Source organism: Actinomadura oligospora ATCC 43269 (assembly GCF_000518265.1).
GTDB lineage: Bacteria > Actinomycetota > Actinomycetes > Streptosporangiales > Streptosporangiaceae > Spirillospora > Spirillospora oligospora.
Genome location: NZ_KI912410.1, coordinates 701,959 through 718,131, shown reverse-complemented (window position 1 = coordinate 718,131; position 16,173 = coordinate 701,959). Strand labels below are relative to the sequence as shown.

General features: G+C 71.0%; 14 protein-coding genes. 4 read left to right on the top strand and 10 right to left on the bottom strand.

Features of this window, described 5'->3' with window-relative positions; all coding sequences use genetic code 11:
* Genes P696_RS50140 through P696_RS50130 form a run of 8 tightly spaced genes read right to left on the bottom strand, consistent with a single transcriptional unit; the run spans position 1 to position 8,540 of the window.
* Positions 1–1,278: an MCE family protein gene (locus P696_RS50140; RefSeq protein ID WP_084338641.1), complete on the bottom strand. Its 1,278-nt coding sequence runs from the start codon at positions 1,276–1,278 to the stop codon at positions 1–3.
* Positions 1,278–2,465 (bottom strand): MCE family protein, encoded by a 1,188-nt coding sequence (locus tag P696_RS50135; RefSeq protein ID WP_034488366.1) that lies wholly within the window; start codon positions 2,463–2,465, stop codon positions 1,278–1,280. The genes P696_RS50140 and P696_RS50135 overlap by 1 nt, the downstream gene beginning before the upstream one ends.
* Positions 2,465–3,508, bottom strand: a complete 1,044-nt coding sequence (locus tag P696_RS0134995; protein WP_034488794.1) for an MCE family protein — start codon at positions 3,506–3,508, stop codon at positions 2,465–2,467. The genes P696_RS50135 and P696_RS0134995 overlap by 1 nt, the downstream gene beginning before the upstream one ends.
* Positions 3,505–4,563, bottom strand: a complete 1,059-nt coding sequence (locus P696_RS0134990) for an MCE family protein (RefSeq protein ID WP_026415974.1) — start codon at positions 4,561–4,563, stop codon at positions 3,505–3,507. Before P696_RS0134990 ends, P696_RS0134995 begins: the two co-directional genes overlap by 4 nt.
* Entirely contained in the window at positions 4,560–5,837 is a 1,278-nt protein-coding gene (locus P696_RS0134985) for an MCE family protein (RefSeq protein WP_026415973.1), read from the bottom strand. The genes P696_RS0134990 and P696_RS0134985 overlap by 4 nt, the downstream gene beginning before the upstream one ends.
* Positions 5,838–5,839: 2 nt before the next feature.
* Entirely contained in the window at positions 5,840–6,661 is an 822-nt protein-coding gene (locus P696_RS0134980; protein ID WP_026415972.1) for an MlaE family ABC transporter permease, read from the bottom strand.
* Entirely contained in the window at positions 6,661–7,449 is a 789-nt protein-coding gene (locus P696_RS0134975; protein WP_026415971.1) for an MlaE family ABC transporter permease, read from the bottom strand. Before P696_RS0134975 ends, P696_RS0134980 begins: the two co-directional genes overlap by 1 nt.
* Entirely contained in the window at positions 7,446–8,540 is a 1,095-nt protein-coding gene (locus P696_RS50130) for an ABC transporter ATP-binding protein (protein ID WP_051468523.1), read from the bottom strand. The genes P696_RS0134975 and P696_RS50130 overlap by 4 nt, the downstream gene beginning before the upstream one ends.
* Before the next feature lie 368 nt (positions 8,541–8,908).
* Between P696_RS50130 and P696_RS50125 the strand changes: the two genes are divergently transcribed.
* The 3 genes from P696_RS50125 (at position 8,909) to P696_RS53275 (ending at position 13,082) form a co-directional block, all read left to right on the top strand.
* Positions 8,909–10,165 (top strand): PucR-like N-terminal domain-containing protein, encoded by a 1,257-nt coding sequence (locus P696_RS50125; RefSeq protein ID WP_051468522.1) that lies wholly within the window; start codon positions 8,909–8,911, stop codon positions 10,163–10,165.
* Between the two features lie 296 nt (positions 10,166–10,461).
* Complete coding sequence (locus P696_RS50120) at positions 10,462–11,727, top strand: PucR-like N-terminal domain-containing protein (protein WP_064744193.1); 1,266 nt, start codon at positions 10,462–10,464, stop codon at positions 11,725–11,727.
* Positions 11,728–11,873: 146 nt separating this feature from the next.
* A complete protein-coding gene (locus P696_RS53275) occupies positions 11,874–13,082 on the top strand; it encodes a hypothetical protein (protein ID WP_157430095.1) in 1,209 nt (402 codons plus the stop codon).
* A gap of 92 nt (positions 13,083–13,174) precedes the next feature.
* Here P696_RS53275 and P696_RS0134950 read toward each other — a convergent pair whose 3' ends face one another.
* A complete protein-coding gene (locus P696_RS0134950) occupies positions 13,175–14,641 on the bottom strand; it encodes a flavin-containing monooxygenase (RefSeq protein ID WP_026415970.1) in 1,467 nt (488 codons plus the stop codon).
* Between the two features lie 87 nt (positions 14,642–14,728).
* Here P696_RS0134950 and P696_RS0134945 point away from each other — a divergent pair, with 87 nt between their 5' ends.
* Entirely contained in the window at positions 14,729–15,346 is a 618-nt protein-coding gene (locus tag P696_RS0134945) for a TetR/AcrR family transcriptional regulator (RefSeq protein WP_026415969.1), read from the top strand.
* Between the two features lie 19 nt (positions 15,347–15,365).
* Here the strand turns inward: P696_RS0134945 and P696_RS0134940 are convergent, their stop codons facing one another.
* Positions 15,366–16,067: a TetR/AcrR family transcriptional regulator gene (locus tag P696_RS0134940; protein ID WP_084338638.1), complete on the bottom strand. Its 702-nt coding sequence runs from the start codon at positions 16,065–16,067 to the stop codon at positions 15,366–15,368.
* Positions 16,068–16,173: the final 106 nt, after the last annotated feature.

Sequence of the window (16,173 nt, the reverse complement as noted above, 5' to 3'; positions counted from 1 at the left end):
TCAGTTGCCTCCCAGAGTCGGCAGGGGCAGCGCCGGACGGTTCGGGTCCGTCCCGCCGCTTCCGTTTCCGGTCCCGCCCGCAGGGGTGGACGGGCCCACCTGCTGCGGGGCGTTGGTGGGCGAGGGAGCCGTCTTCGCCGGGGACGAGGCGGGCTTGTTCGCCGGGCAGGGCGTCGGCAGCGGCCCCGCGGGCGGGGTCTGCGCGAGGGCGCGCAGCTGCGGCGCCTTCTTCTTCTCGACCGTCTCCTTCACCGGCGGGATGACGCAGTCGTTGCCGGGGGCGGCGATGACGGTCAGGTAGCCGTTCAGGTAGTCGCCCTTCACGGCCTTCATCGCCTCGTCGGTGAACGGGTAGGTGAAGAGGATCTGGAGCGACTTCGGCAGGTCGCGGCCCGAGTCGGACAGCTTCCGCAGGACCACCGACAGCGAGTTCAGGTCGGCGACCGTGTTGTCGCGGCTCTTGTTCAGCACCCCGGTCGCGACCTCCGACAGGTCGTCCAGCTTCTGGAGCATCTGGACGAGCTGTCCGCGCTGGTCGGACAGCACCTGGAGCCCGGGTGACAGATCTGTCAGCACCGTGTCCACCTGGCCGCGGCGTGACGCGACGGTCGAGGACAGGCGGTTGAGGCCGTCCAGGGCGTCCACGATGGCCTGGCGGTTGGTGTTCAGGGTGCTGGTCAGCTTGTTGAGCTGTTCGAGCGAGTCGCGGATCTGCGGTTCGCGGCCGTTGAGGGTCTTGTTCAGCTCCCGCGTGATCGTGCGGATCTGCGGCAGCCCTCCCCCGGACAGCAGCATCGACAGCGCGCCGAACACCTCCTCGGTGTCGGCGTTCCGCTTCGTCCGGGCCAGGGGGATCGTCGCGCCGTTGGCGAGCGGCTGGGGGGACGCGTCGGCCGACGGGGCGGCGAGCTTGATGTACTTCTCGCCCAGCAGGCTGGACTGCTCCAGGTTCGCCGTCGCGTTCGCGGGCAGCTTCACGTCCCCGTTGATGAGGACGGTCGCGTCCGCGTACCAGGCGTTGTCCGGGAGCGAGATCTTCTTGACCCGGCCCACGGGCACGTCGTTCACGCGGACGGCGGCCTGCGGGACGAGGTTCAGGGCGTTCTCCAACTGGACGTGCACCGTGTACGGGTGCGAGCCCAGGTTGGCGCCGCCCGGCAGCGGAAGCTGCTCGACCGAGACCTGCGAGCACCCGGCCGCGAGCACGACGGCCGACAAGGCCGTCGCCGCCCCGGCGACGCGGACACCGCGATGGAACCCGCCTTGGAAACGTCGCATCACCGACCTCCCCCTGCGTAGACCTGACCGGCGGGTGGGAACGGCAGCGCCGGGACGTTGCCGGATGTGGACGGGGCGACCGCGGTGAGGCCGTTGGTCTGCAGGCGGCTGCACTGGAGCTTCAGCGCGGGCGTCTGGGCGGACGCGGCGGCGCACACCGGGCGGGTGTCCGCGCCCGTGCCGTCCAGGCCCTTCTGGTTGAGGTTGCCGAACGCCTTGGTGATCTCCAGCAGGTTGCCGCGGGACATCAGCGTCCGGGTGTCGGGGTCGTAGGCGTTCAGGGCGTTCTGCGTCAGCACCGGCGCGTTGTCGAAGACCTCGGCGAGCGAGGCGCGCTGGTCGACGAGCACCTGGGTGATGTCGGCGAGCTTGTCCACGTTCTTCTTCAGGGCCTCGCGGTTCTCGCTGACGAACGCCTTGACCTCCGACAGCGCGATCGCGAGGTTGTGCAGGGAGTCGGCGAGGTCCTGGCGGTCGTCGGCGAGGAAGCCGCTGACGTCGGCGAGCTGCTGCTCGGCGAGCCGGATCTGCGAGTCGTTGCCGCGCAGCATCTTCACGAAGCGGTTGAGGTTGGTGATCGTCCCGTACAGGTCGCCGGACGACTTGTTCAGCGTCGTCGAGAGCTGCCCGAGGTTGTCGATCGTGGTGTTCCACATCCGGCCGTTGCCGTTGAGGTTCGCCGCGCCCGTGTGGATCACCGACGACAACGCGCCGCGCGCGTTCACGCCGTTGGGGCCGAGGTCGCTGCTGAACTTGCGGATGCTGTCGTACAGCGCGTCCAGCTCGAGCGGCGTCGCCGTGCGGGTGACGTCGATGGTCGAGCCGGGCGCCAGCTTCGGGCGGCCACTGCTGTACGCCGGGGCGAGCTGGACGTAGCGGTCCGACACCAGGTTCGGGGCGATGACGACCGCGCGGGCGTCCGCCGGGACGGGGACGTCCTCGTCGACCTTCATCACGACCGACACCTGCGTGCCGTGCGGCTTGATCGACTGGATGCTGCCGACCTTCACCCCGAGGACGCGGACGTCCGAGCCGGGGTACACGCCGATCGCGGTCGCGAAGTTCGCGCGGATCACGCGGGTCTTCCCGCCGCCGAGCACCGCGTACAGCGCGAGGGCGATCATCAGCACGAACACCACGCCGATGATCTCGATCACGCGGATCCGGTTGTCCCTGATCGCTCCCATCAGCGGCCTCCGGTCAGGTGCGGAGGCTCGCAGCCGACGGCCGGGGGCTGCCAGCGGCCGTTGACCAGGTACTCCTTGGGGACGGTCCCGCACAGGTACCCGTCGATCCAGCGGCCGTTGCCGGTGGCGTTGACGACCAGGCGGGTGTAGGGCGCCGCGACGCGGAGGGCCCGGTCGAGGTTGGACTGGTTGCGTTCGAGCATGTCGGTGACCTGGTCCAGGTGAGCCAGCAACGGTCTGATCGGGCCGCGCAGCCGCTCCACGAGCCTGAGCAGCGCCTCGGCGAGGTTCTTGGTGCCGACCAGCAGGCGGTGGATGGCCTCGCGCCGGTAGCGCAGCTCGGCGAGCAGCAGGTTGCCGTCCTTGAAGAGCGTCTCGAACTGCGCGTTCTGCGCGGCGAGGGTGCCGGACAGCTGCTTGGTCCCGGCGAGCAGCCGGGCCAGGTCGCCGTCCCGGCTCGCGATCGTCTTCGACAGCGCGGACAGGCCGGTGAGGGCCGACCGCACCTCGGGCGGGGTGTTCTCGAACGTCTTGGAGATCGTGGTGAGGGACTCGGCGAGCTTGGTCGAGTTCACCTGCTGGAACGTCCGGCCCAGGTCCTCGAACGCGGTGGTCACGTCGTAGGGGGCGACCGTCCGGCTGAGCGGGATCGGCTCGCGGGGGTTCTGGGTGCGTCCGCCGAGCGGGTCGAGGGCGAGGTACTTCGACCCCAGCAGCGTCTTGATCATGATGGTCGCGGTGCTGGCGTCGCCGACCCAGGTGTGCTTGACCCGGAAGCGGACCTTCACCCTGTCCCCGGCCAGGGACACCTTGGTGACCTTGCCGACCTTGACGCCCGCGACGCGGACCTCCTGGCCGTCCTTGAGGCCGGCGGCCTCGGAGAAGTACGCCGTGTACGTCGTGCCGCCGCCGACGACCGGCAGGTCGTCCACGCGGTAGGCGAGGAACCCGGCGACCAGGATCAGGACGAGGCCGATGACCGCGATCGGGATCGGGTTGCGGTCGCGGAGCGGCTTCACGCGCGGGAGGATCCGTGGGCTCATCCGCGGCACCTCGCGTCCTTCAGCGGGACACCGGTGGGCGGCGGGCGGTGGTCGATGTCGGAACCGGCATAGTGGACGCCGATCAACTGGACCTCGCACTGGTAGAAGTTCATCCACGAGCCGTAGGAGCCGAGCCGCCCGATGGTGTCGGCCTTCTCCGGGAACCGCCGCAGGAAGTTCTCCACGAGCGGCTGGTCGCGGTTCAGGTTGGTCGCGAGCCGGTCCAGCTGGACGACGCTCTCGCGCAGCGGCTCGCGGCCCTCGTCCAGGAACCCGGCGGTCGCGTCGGCGAGCTCGGAGATCCCCTGGAACGACTCGCCGATCGCCTTGCGGTCGGCGGCGAGGCCCGAGGTGAACTCGCGCAGCGTGCTGATCAGCGTGACCAGTTGCTTGTCGCGGTCGTTCACCGTGTCCACGACGGTGGTGAGGTTGTGGATCACGTCGCCGATCAGCTGGTCGCGGTTGGCGAGCGTGTTGGTGAGCTGCGCGACGGTCCTCAGCAGGCTCGTCATCGTCCCGCCCTCGCCCTGGAGGACCTGGACGACCGACTCCGACAGCTTGTTCACGTCACCGGGCGACAGCGCCTGCATGAGCGGCTGGAACCCCTGGAACAGCTGCGTGAGGTTCAGCGGGCCGGTGGTGCGCTCGGCCGGGATCGTCGCGCCGCGCGGCAGGTACTCGCCGGGCGTGCCCGCGCCCTGGTCGAGAGAGACGTACCGTCCGCCGACCAGGTTCAGGTACTTCACCGACGCCATGACCCCGGCGGGCAGCCGCCGTTTGCGGTCGACCGAGAACTTCACCAGCGCGAGCCGGTGGTCGGTCACGCTGATCTTGTCGACCTGGCCGACCCGGACGCCCGCGATCCGCACGCCGTGGCCCGGGTGCAGGCCCGCGACGTCGTTGAACTTGGCGTAGTAGGACACCCGGTCGCCGGAGGTGGTGTCGGTGATGCTGGCCGCGAGCAGCGCGGTCGAGGCGACCGTGACCACGATGAAGACGATCGAGCTGATCAGCGGGACGCCGAGGCCCTTGAGCCCCTGGCCGGTGAGTCTCACTTCACCGTCACCTCCGTCCCGCGGTAGATGGGGCCGACCAGGACGGACGACCAGTCGGGAAGCCGGTCGGGCACCTCGTCCATGGACGGCGCGACGAACTCGTTCACCAGGTCGTTCTCCGAGGCCGAGTTGGCGGGGCCGAGTCCGGAGCCGGGGACCGCGCCCGCGGTGGGCGCGCCCACCCGCACGGCCTTCGGGGACTTGCCGCCGCCGGGGTAGTAGGGGGCGCTGTAGCAGCGCGGGCCGCCGCCGGGGCCGTAGTGGACGTCGTCCTTGCCCGCGACGTACCGGCCCTTCTGCTGCACCGACACGACCATCGCGTGGACGCCGTGCTTGTTGGTGCCCTTGCCGAGCGCCCGGTCCATCTGCGGGACGAAGTCGGCGAGCGCGCGGAACGTGCAGGGCGCGGCGGGCGCGTACTGGCGCATCAGGTCGAGCGTGCCGCGGCTCGCGCCCGACAGCTCGATGATGTTGCCGCCGTTGCGCCGGATGAAGTTCGCCAGGTCGTCGGCCAGCGTGCCGGTGGTGTCGAACATGTCCGACAGGTTCTGCCGTTGCTGGACGATCGTCCGGCTGGTGGCGGAGAAGTCGGTGAGCGCGTCGAGCAGGTCGGGCGACGCGTCCGCCCAGTTCTGGGAGAACGACGCGAGCCGCCGGAAGTTCTCGCTGAGCGCGGGGACGTCCGGGTTCAGCTTGCGCAGGTACTTGTCGAGCTGGACGAAGTTGCGCCCGAGCTGGTCGCCGCGTCCTTCGAGGGCCGTGGCCATCGCGTTCAGCGTGGCCGACAGCTTCGACGGCTGGAGCGTGTTGAGCAGCGCCATCGTGTTGTTGAGGACCTGCGACAGCTCGACCGCGTTCTGGCTGTGGTCCTCGCTGATCTGGCCGCCGTCGCGGACGGGCGAGGCCGTGGACCCGGCGGGCGGGACGAGCGACACGAACCGCGCGCCGAACACCGTCGTCGGGAGCAGCTGCGCCTGGACGTCGCTCGGGACGTACTTCGCCTTGTCCGGCTGGAGGGCCAGTTTCAGGACGGCGCCGTTGCCCTCGGTGCTGATCGTCCGGACCTCGCCGACCACGACGCCGCGGACCTTCACGTCCGCGTTCTCGTGCATCTCGTGCCCGGCCGTCGAGGTGTGCAGCGTGACCATCGTGACCTTGGTGAACTTCTTGTCGTAGATCGCGATGGACAGCCAGATGAGCAGCGCGGGCACCAGCAGGAACGCCACGCCGAGGGCGCGCTTCTCCAGCGTCTGAAGGGTCGTCGAACGCGCCATCGCTACCCCGTCACCTTCACGGTCGTCGTCGCGCCCCAGATGGCGAGGCTGACGAAGAAGTCGGTCACGCTGATCAGCACGATCGCCGTCCGGACGGCGCGTCCGACCGCGACGCCCACCCCGGCCGGGCCGCCGACGGCGCGGTAGCCGTAGTAGCAGTGCGCGAGGATCACCATGACGCTGAAGATCAGCACCTTGGCGAACGACAGCACCACGTCCTCGGGCGACAGGAACAGGTTGAAGTAGTGGTCGTAGGTGCCCGTCGACTGGCCGTTGACCAGGACGGTGATCTCCCTGGACGCCAGGAACGAGCTGAGGAGCCCGATGCCGTAGAGCGGGATGATCGCGACCGTCCCGGCGATGATCCGGGACGTCACCAGGTACGGGAGGCTGGTGATGCCCATGCCCTCCAGGGCGTCGATCTCCTCGTTGATGCGCATCGCGCCGAGTTGCGCCGTGAAGCCCGCGCCGACCGTCGCCGACAGCGCCAGCCCTGAGACAAGGGGCGCGATCTCGCGGGTGTTGAAGTAGGCGGAGACGAAGCCGGTGAACGCGGCCGACCCGATCTGGTCGAGGGCCGCGTAGCCCTCGAGGCCGACGACGACGCCGGTGAAGATCGTCATGCCGAACATGACGCCGACCGTGCCGCCGATGACGGCGAGCGCGCCCGACCCGAAGGCGACCTCGCCGAGCAGGCGGATGATCTCCTTGGGGTAGCGGCGGAGCGCGCGCGGCGACCACAGCAGGGCGCGGATGTAGAAGCCGAGCTGGTCGCCCGGCTGGTCCAGCCACGTGTGCGGCCGGATGGTCCTGACGCTCGCCATCAGGCCCCCTTCGGCGGGACGACTTCGAGGTAGATCGCGGTCATCACGAGGTTCACGAAGAACAGCAGCAGGAACGTGACGACCACCGACTGGTTCACCGCGTCGCCCACGCCCTTCGGGCCGGGCCGCGGGTTCAGGCCCCGGTAGGACGCGACGACCCCGGCGATGAACCCGAAGATCAGCGCCTTCAGCTCGCTCACGTACAGGTCGGGCAGCTGAGCCAGGGCGGAGAAGCTCGCCAGGTACGCGCCGGGCGTGCCGTCCTGGAGCGCGACGTTGAAGAAGTAGCCGCCCGCGACGCCGACGACCGAGACCAGGCCGTTCAGCAGGACGGCGACGGCGGTGCAGGCGAGCACCCGGGGGACGACGAGGCGCTGGATCGGCGAGACGCCCATGACCTCCATGGCGTCCATCTCCTCGCGGATCGTCCGGGAGCCGAGGTCGGCGCAGATCGCCGACCCGGCCGCGCCGGAGATCAGCAGCGCCACGATCAGCGGGCTGGCCTGCTGGACGACCGCCAGCACCGACGCGCCGCCGGTGAGCGACTGCGCGCCGAGCTGCTTGGCGAGGGACCCGACCTGCAGCGAGATGACCGCGCCGAACGGGATCGACACGAGCATCGTCGGGAGGATCGCGACCGAGGCGATGAACCAGAACTGCTGGATCAGCTCCCGGACCTGGAAGGGCCGTTTGAACGTCATGGCGAGCACGGTGCCCGCCAGGGCGAAGAGCCGTCCCGTCTGGCGCAGCGCCGCCGCGCCCGGTACGGACATCTGGGGTGTTGTCACGGGGTCTCCCCGGGTGGCTTGAACTCGGGAGGCAGCGGCGGCGGTGCCTGGAGGGTCTGTGGGGGGACGCGCGGCGCCGACCGCGCCGACTGCGCCGCGGCGGCTGCGGCGGCCTCGGCGGACGCGGCCCGGCCGCGCCGGATGGCGGCCACGGCGGCGGGCGGGAGGGACGGCAGCAGCGCGTCCACGCGCGCGGCGTGCCGGATCTCCCCGGCCCGTTCGGGCTCGCCCGGACTGGGCTGCAGCTGCGCCGGGATCTCGATGGGACGGGCCTTCGGGCGGGGCCGGTTCGCGGCCCGCTCGGCCTCCTCGGCGAGGAGCGCGGCGTCCTTCTCCTCGCTCATCCCGATCGGCCCCTCGGGGCTGCCCCGCAGGAACTGCGCGATCACCGGGTCCTCGGAGGAGATCACGGTCTCGCGGGGCCCGAACGCGACCAGGTCGCGCCGGTAGAGCATGCCGATGTTGTCGGGGACGGTGCAGGCGATCTCGATGTTGTGCGTGACGATCAGCATCGTCGCGTCGATGCGCGCGTTGACGTCGATGAGCAGCTGGGACAGGTGCGCGGTGCGGACCGGGTCCAGGCCCGAGTCCGGCTCGTCGCACAGGATGACCTCGGGGTCCATGACCAGCGCGCGGGCGAGGCCGGCGCGCTTGCGCATGCCGCCGGAGATCTGCCCGGGGACCTTCTTCTCCTCACCGCCGAGGCCGACGGTGTCCATCTTCTCCAGCACGATGCGCCGGATCTCGGCCTCGGTCTTGCGGGTGTGCTCGCGCAGCGGGAACGCGATGTTGTCGTACAGGTTCAGGGAGCCGAACATCGCCCCGTCCTGGAACATCAGGCCGAAGCGCTTGCGCTCGCGGAAGACCCGGCGGTCCGGGTCGTTCACCATGTCCACGCCGTCCACCCGGACGGTGCCCTTCTCGGGCTTGATGAGTCCGATGAGCGACTTCAGGAAGACGGTCTTGCCCGTCCCGGACGGGCCGAGCAGCACGGTCACCTCGCCGGCGGGAAGCGTCAGGTCGACGTCCCGCCAGATCGTCTGCGAGCCGAAGGATTTCGTCAGTCCCTCGACGGCGACCTCAATTCCCACGAACCACCGCCAGCGAACCGGAGTCGAATGTTGTTGCCGTGGCGGCGACCGTACGGCGGAAACTGTCGTGAACTCAATAGAGAAAGGCAACGAATCGGCTTCGCTACGGACCGGTTGTCAACACATGAGTTCTTTGGGTCCGGAAAACTCCCCCGAAGTTAGTACCAACGGGTAACCGCTAAACGATCATCAGCGGCACACCCGTGTTTGTCAGAACGCGAGCAACGCCCTCGCACGGACTTGTCATCCGGTTAGTACTGACCGGGCATCTTGACGCCCGGCCCTTGTCCCCCACCGAACCCATGCCTAAGCTCCGCGTGCCCTGCATCACACGCGTGCTCCGAATCACTGTTCGAGGCGGTGAGGTCTTGACCGACACGCTGGATCACCTGTCCGGGCCGCTCGGCATCCGGGTGCCCCGGAACCTGGCCCGGCTGATGCGGGACGACCTGCCCGCCGCGATCGACGAGGTGGACGCGGAGATCCGGCGGACCGTCCCGGAGTACGACCGGCCGGCCGACTCCGCCTACGGCCGGATCCTCCGGGTCGGCGTCGAGCAGATGCTCACCGCGTTCGTCACCCAGGTCGCGGGCGACGGGCCCGCGCTGGCCGACCGCGACGAGACGTGCCGCGCGCTCGGCCACTTCGAGGCCATCGAGGGCCGCAGCCTGGACCTGCTCCAGGCCGCCTACCGGACCGCCTTCCACGTCTGCTACCGGCGCACCGTCGCCATCGCCGAGAGCGAGGGCCTGCCCAGCGGGCAGCTCGCGGGCCTGGTCGAAGCCATGATCGTCTACGTGGACGAGGCCGTCGGCGCCGCCCGCACCGGGCACCGGCAGGCGCTGAAGCACGCCGACCTCCACCACCGCGAGGTGCGGCAGGAGCTGCTGCGCACGCTGCTGCGGCAGCCCCCGGCGTCCGCCGAGGCCATCGAGGAACTCGCGCGGAACGCCGCCTGGTGGCCGCTGCCGGAGGTCGCCACGGCCGTCGCGGTCGCGCCCGGCGCGCCCTGCACCCGCTCGGCGCTGGACGGCGACGTGCTCATCGACCTGGACGACGCCGAGCCGCGCCTGCTGATCCCCGGGCCGTTCACCCCGGCCCGCGCCGCGATGCTCGGCGCCGCGCTGGAGGAGGCCGACAGCGTGCTCGGCCTGACGCTCCCGCTCACGCGCGTCGCGCACGGGCTGCGCTGGGCCGTCCGGCTTCTGGAGCTGACGCGCGAGGGGGTCATCCCGCGCGGGTCGCTCATCCCGTGCGAGGACCACCTGACGACGCTCTGGCTGCTCTCCGACACCGTCCTGGCCGACGAGATGGCGCGACGGCACCTGGCTCCACTGGCGGATCTGACTCCCGGGCACCGGAGAAAACTGACCGCGACGCTCACCGAATGGGTCACCACCCGGGGGACGGCCGTGGACATCGCCGAGAGCCTGCGCGTCCATCCGCAGACCGTCCGGTACCGGCTGCGGCAGCTCGACCACTACCTGGGCGACAGCCTGGGCGACCCCAAGGCCCGGTTCGCGCTGGACGTGACGCTGCGCGCGGCCTCCCTCCTGCACGAGGACGACGCGTCCGCGTCCGACGCCGACCGGGACGGAGCGTCACACATAAGGGGCGGAAAGTGATTTTACGCTCCTATTACCTCAGTGTCCGGCGTCACATATGATCACTGATCTACCTTCAGTGTGCTCCAGCACACATCTGCGAGCGCACGAGCCGTCACCGACGAGCCGCTCCAGCGCGTGGGGACCCCCCGCTCGACGCGCCTGGAGCGGTCCCACCCCCGGACTCCGGTCCGCCCCCGCCCGCCCGCGGGGCCGACCCGGGGCCTGACACCACCGCCGGGCACGCCGCGGCGGCAGCCGAGCCGGAGCCCCCACCGGCCCCGTCGCCGCCCACGCGCGCCCAGCGGAGGAGCGCGATGGCGCAGACGCACGGCGACCCCGGGACGGGCCCGGCACCCCGGTGGCTGGTCGCGCTCGTCCGGCCCGAGCTGCCCACCCTCGCCGCGGAGATCATCACCGAGATCAAACGCGCCGTCCCGGAGTACGGGCGCGCGACCGACGGCCCCTACGTGCAGGCGCTCAGGATCGGCGTCGAGCGGGCCCTGTCGCACTTCGTCGACTCGCTCGCCGACCCGTCCACGCCGCGCGACCGGCACGACGAGACCTACCGCAGGCTGGGCCGGTTCGAGGCGATGGAGGGCCGCACCCTGTCCAGCCTCCAGACCGCCTACCGGATCGGCGCGCAGATCGCCTGGCGGCGGGTCATGAAGGTCGCCGCCGAGCGGAACCTGCCCGCGCCCGTCATGGGACGCATGGCCGACGAGCTGTTCTCCTACATCAACGAGCTGGCCTCGCTGTCGCTGGAGGGCTACGTCAACGCCCGCCCGGACGAGGAGCAGCAGGACCACCGGCGGCGGCTGCTGCACAGCCTGCTGCGCGAGCCGCCGCCCAGCACGCAGACCGTCGGGAACCTCGCGCGGCTCGCGGGCTGGAGCGTCCCCGACGAGGTCACCCTGGTCGCGCTGCCGACCGGGCCGCAGCCGTCCCCGCACACCCTGCACCGCGACCTGCTGGTCGACCTGTCCGGGGACGCGCCGCACCTGCTGGTGCCCGGCGAGGTCGACGCCGGACGGCTCCGGATGCTCACCTCCGGCTGGCCCGGCGGCAGGCTCGCCGTCGGGCTGACCGTCCCGACCGTGAAGGCCGCCGAGTCGCTGCGCTGGGCCCGCCGGGCGCTCACCATCGCCCGCACCGGCGCGCTCGGCGACGTCGGGCAGGTCATCGACAGCGGCGAGCACCTGGTCACCCTGTGGCTGCTGTCGGACGAGACGGTCGTCGACCACCTGACCCGGCGGCTCCTCGGCGGGGTCACCGAACTCGGCGGCGGCCAGCCCGAGCGGTACCTGGAGACCCTCTACGCCTGGCTCACCACGCGCGGCAAGGCCGCCGACCTCGCCGAACGCCTCAACATCCACCCGCAGACGGTCCGGTACCGGATGCGGCGGCTCGAAGAAGCACTCGGTGACAAACTCGGCGACGCCGACTCACGCTTCGCGATGGAGGTCGTACTCCGCGCGACGAGATTACTAGAGGAGGTGGAGCGAACGCCCCCCGCGGAACGCCGAGACGGCTCACGTGAACGCGGAGACGGCACACCGGGCGCGTCCGCACCACTCACCTGATGATAATTCGGAGGACGCGGCGGCTGCTTTTTTCGTCGTCGGCGACGACTCTTCCCCGAAGGGTTGAAAGCCATTCCTCCGGCATGGTCACATTACTCTCCGAGGAATTGTTTCCCATGACGCCGAATGGCGGAGGTGAGGGCGGGGTGCGTACCCGACCGGTCGGTCTTCCCTTGTTCGCGGGCCTCGGCGCCGCCGCGGTCCTGGCCTTCGGCGGCCTCGCCGCCCCGGCCGCGTTCGCCGACGACCCCACTCCCACGTCCGGGGCGTCGTCGGACACGCCCGCCCCGACGGACGGCACGCCGCCGACGACGGACACCCCGACGCCGACTCCCACGGAGACGACGCCGACGGACCCGCCGACCACGCCCACCGATCCGCCCACCACGCCGACCAGCCCTCCGACCACTCCCCCGACCAGCCCGCCCGGCGGCGGGGGCACGCCCGGAGGCGGCGGCACCCCGGGTGGAGGATCGCCGGGCGGGAACGTCCCCGGCGGACCGGGCACCCCCGGGCCGGGCGACGGCAAGCCGGGACTCGGCCTCGGGATCGCGCTGTCGACGTCGGCCGTCCACGCCGGGGACACCGTGTCGGTGTCGGTCTCGGTGTCGGGGACGGCAACGGGCGTGACCGTCGGGCTCGGCGCGAGCGGCGGAGCGTCCGCCTCGCCGTCCAGCTCCTACGTCGGGAGCGTGTCCGGCACGACGTCCGTGATCGGTGCGGTGACCGTCCCGGCCGGGACGAAGCCGGGGACGATCACGATCAAGGCGACCGTGACGTCCAGCAACGCGGGCGCGCACACCATCCGGACGACGCTCAGCGTCGTCCCCGCGTCCGTGACCATCCCCGGGAACGGCGGACGCGGCCCGACCGGGCCGTACGGCACCCTGCCGCCCGGCGTGAACGCCCCGCCGCCCGGACTCGACCCGCTCGGCGACCGCAACACCTTCCAGGCTCCGGCCGTCGCGCTGCCGCCGGTCGCCGGACCGCAGGTCGCGGGCGTCGCGCTGCCGCTCTCCCCCGTCACGAGCCTCAAGGCCGCGCACGAGCCGCTGATCAGCGGCACCGAGCCCGGCGCGGTCGCGTGGGCCGGAGCCGCGGTGGTCGTCGCGTCCGGGATGCTGCTGACCCCGCGCTACTGGACGCGCCGACGCCGCACCCTCGCGCGCGACGAGCGCACCAACTGGATCCTGCTCGGCAAGGGCATCACCGCCCGGGACCTGACCGCGAAGGGGCTCGTCCGGCTGAACCTCGCCGAGAAGCGCCTCACGGTCGCGCGGATGCGGGCGCTGCCCCCGCAGCCGGCCCCGGAGCGGCGGCGGCTGCTGCGCCCGCGTCCCCGCTTCAGCAGCTGAGCGCCTGAGCGACTGAGCGCCTGAGCGACTGACCGAGATCAGCGGCCAAGGAGGCACTCCGCCTCCTTGGCCGGCTGAGCGTCCGGCTCAGGTCAGCGGCCGAGGAGGTACTCGTCCTCCTTGGCCTTCCTGGACGACGCCCAGAACTCGAAGGTGAACCCGGGCCACAGCGTCCGGTTCACGCCGTGCTCGTCCAGGTACCAGGACTGGCAGCCGCCCTCGTTCCACACGGCTCGGCGCAGCCTGCGGTGCATGCGGTCGTTGAAGGAGCGGACGGCTCCGGGGCGCGGCTCGATGGTGTCCATGCCGCGCTCCTGGAGCAGGCGCAGGCAGCTCAGCACGTGCGCGATCTGCACCTCGATCATGAACACGACCGAGTTGTGGCCGAGGCCGGTGTTCGGGCCGAGCAGCATGAAGAAGTTCGGCATCCGCTCGACCGTGGTGCCGTGGTGCGCCTCGATGCCCTCAGCCCAGACCTCCTGGATCTTCACGCCGTCGCGTCCGGTCACGCGCATCTCGGTGAGCGCGTCGGTCACCTTGAAGCCGGTGCCGTAGACGATGACGTCGACCTCGTGCTCCACGCCGTCCCTGGTGACGATCGAGTGCTCGCGCACCTCGGCCACGCCGGACGTGTCGAGCTCGACATTGTCGCGGGTGAGCGCCGGGTAGTAGTCGTTGGACAGCAGGACGCGCTTGCAGCCGATCGTGTAGTCGGGCGTGAGCTTCGCGCGCAGCTCGGGGTCGGCGACCTGCTTGTTGAGGTGGCTCATCGCCAGCTTCTTCATCGGCCCGGCCAGGCTCGGGCTCACCGCGAAGCTCACCGCGCGGGCCTCCAGCGCCCAGTAGATCCCGGCGCGGAACGCGCGGGCCGCGCCCGGGACCTTGTCGAACAGCGTCCGGACGGGCGCGGGGATCGGACGGTCGGGCTTCGGCTGGATCCACGGAGCCGTCCGCTGGAACAGCACGACCTTCGACGCCTTCTTCGCCACCTGCGGGACGAACTGGATCGCGGACGCGCCCGTCCCGACGACGGCGACGCGCCTGCCGGTGAGGTCGACGTCGTGGTCCCACTCGGCGGAGTGGAAGGACGCCCCCTGGAAGCGCTCCATGCCGGGCAGGTCCGGGAAGGACGGGATGTGCAGCGCGCCGACGCCGGTCACGATCGCCTTGGGACGCAGCACGTCGCCGTCCGCGAGCGTGACGTTCCACCGGCCGCCGGCGTCGTCCCACTCCATCGAGTCGACGGACGCGCCGAAGCGGATGTGGTCGCGGACCCGGTACTTGTCGGCGGTCGCCTCCATGTACGCGCGGATCTCCGGCTGCGGCGCGAACATCCGCGACCAGCCCGGGTTCAGCTCGAACGAGTAGGAGTACATGTGGGACGGCACGTCGCACGCGCAGCCCGGATAGGTGTTGTCGTGCCAGGTCCCGCCGAGGGCCTCGCTCTTCTCGAGCACGACGAAGTCGTGGAAGCCCTGCTGCCTGAGCCGGATCGCCATGCCCAGCCCGGCGAAGCCGGAGCCGATGACCACGATCGCCGGGGAGGTGCGCTCGCTCATTCAACCCATCCCATCGAACGGAGACCTACTATGAGTAAGTTACCGCCGGTAGGTTACTGACGGTAGATCCAATAGATGGGGATTCCTGTGAGCAGTGCCACAGCACGCCCGCGCCGCCGCATGTCCCGTCCCGAGCGGGAGCGGCAGATGCTCGACGTGGCCGAGGAGGTCTTCGGCGAGCGCGGCTTCCGCGCCGCGTCCATGGACGAGATCGCCGACCGCTGCGGCGTCTCCAAGCCGATGCTCTACGAGTACTTCGGCTCCAAGGACGGCCTCATGCAGGCCTGCATGGCGCGCAGCAAGGCCGAGCTGTACGAGGTCACCCAGCGCGCCATGGCGGACGGCACGAGCGCCGAGGACGTCCTGTGGCGCGGCATGGTCGCCTACTTCGAGTTCATCGACGCACACGCGCCCACGTTCGCGCTCCTGATGCAGCACCCCATCGACAGCGACACCCCGCAGGCCGCCGCCGAGGCCGTGGAGGACACCCGCCGCCAGCAGAGCGCCCTCATCGCGGGCGGCCTCCGGCTCTTCGCGCCCGAGGCGCCGGAGTCGACCGTCCTCGCCTACACCGAGATCATCATCGGCGGCTGCGAGCGCCTGGCGCTCTGGCGCACCCGGCACCCCGAGGTCACCGCGCAGGACGCCGCCCGGCACATGACCGACTTCTGCCGCCAGGGCCTCGCCCCCTACATGCCGAACTGACCTCGTTGTCCGCGCCTGGCTACTCGCGCGTCGCGCGGAGTTGCAGGGCGGTGATGAGCAGGTCCAGGCCGAACTCGAAGTCGGCCTCGGGGTCGTTGTCGCCCATCTCGGACGCCAGCGCGATGACGTGCGGGAACTCGTCCGGGTCGAGCCTGGCGAAGGCGTCGCCGGGCGGCGTGCCGAGGTGCGCGAACGTCTCGGCGATGCGCACCTCGCGCATCTGCGTGCCGACCGCGTAGGCGAGCAGCGCCCGCATCGCGCGGACCGACGTAGGGCCGTCGAACCCGGCCGCCGCGGCGACCGCGAGGGCCCGCTCGGCGGGACGCAGCCCGGCGGGGGTGTCGACCTTGTGCGTCAGCACGACGGTGAGGCTGCGCGGGAAGTCGTGCGCCATCTTCCGGTGGGCGCGGACGAGCGCTCGGGCCCGGTCCGGCCACGGCGCGGACGGGTCGTCGGCGAGGTCGATGCGGTTGGCGACGTGCTCGGCGATGCCCTCCAGCAGCGCCTTCTTGTTCGGAACGTGGTTGTAGAGCGACATCACCGCGACGTCCAGCGCGGTCGCGACGCGGCGCATGGACAGCGCGTCCGCGCCGTCCTCCTCGATCAGCGCGATCGCGGCCCGGACGATCCGGTCCCGGGTCAGCGCCGGGCGGGCGGGCGGGTCCGCCGGGAGCGGGTCCGCCGCGTTCCGGGCGGCGGCGGGCGGCGTCGCTTCGTTCATCGGTTCGTCGCTTTCGTGGCCATTGACTCAGGTAAGTGAACCATGACACGGTACGTACAACGTACGCCGGACGTACAACGTACGTACGTCGCGGCCCGCCCCGTGT

Coding starts and splice junctions, on each gene's coding strand:
- P696_RS0134980 (WP_026415972.1), bottom strand. CDS start 6,661: ATGGCGAGCGTCAGGACCATCCGGCCGCACACGTGGCTGGACCAGCCG.
- P696_RS0134940 (WP_084338638.1), bottom strand. CDS start 16,067: ATGAACGAAGCGACGCCGCCCGCCGCCGCCCGGAACGCGGCGGACCCG.
- P696_RS0134995 (WP_034488794.1), bottom strand. CDS start 3,508: ATGAGCCCACGGATCCTCCCGCGCGTGAAGCCGCTCCGCGACCGCAAC.
- P696_RS50120 (WP_064744193.1), top strand. CDS start 10,462: ATGGCGCAGACGCACGGCGACCCCGGGACGGGCCCGGCACCCCGGTGG.
- P696_RS50135 (WP_034488366.1), bottom strand. CDS start 2,465: ATGGGAGCGATCAGGGACAACCGGATCCGCGTGATCGAGATCATCGGC.
- P696_RS50140 (WP_084338641.1), bottom strand. CDS start 1,278: ATGCGACGTTTCCAAGGCGGGTTCCATCGCGGTGTCCGCGTCGCCGGG.
- P696_RS0134950 (WP_026415970.1), bottom strand. CDS start 14,641: ATGAGCGAGCGCACCTCCCCGGCGATCGTGGTCATCGGCTCCGGCTTC.
- P696_RS0134985 (WP_026415973.1), bottom strand. CDS start 5,837: ATGGCGCGTTCGACGACCCTTCAGACGCTGGAGAAGCGCGCCCTCGGC.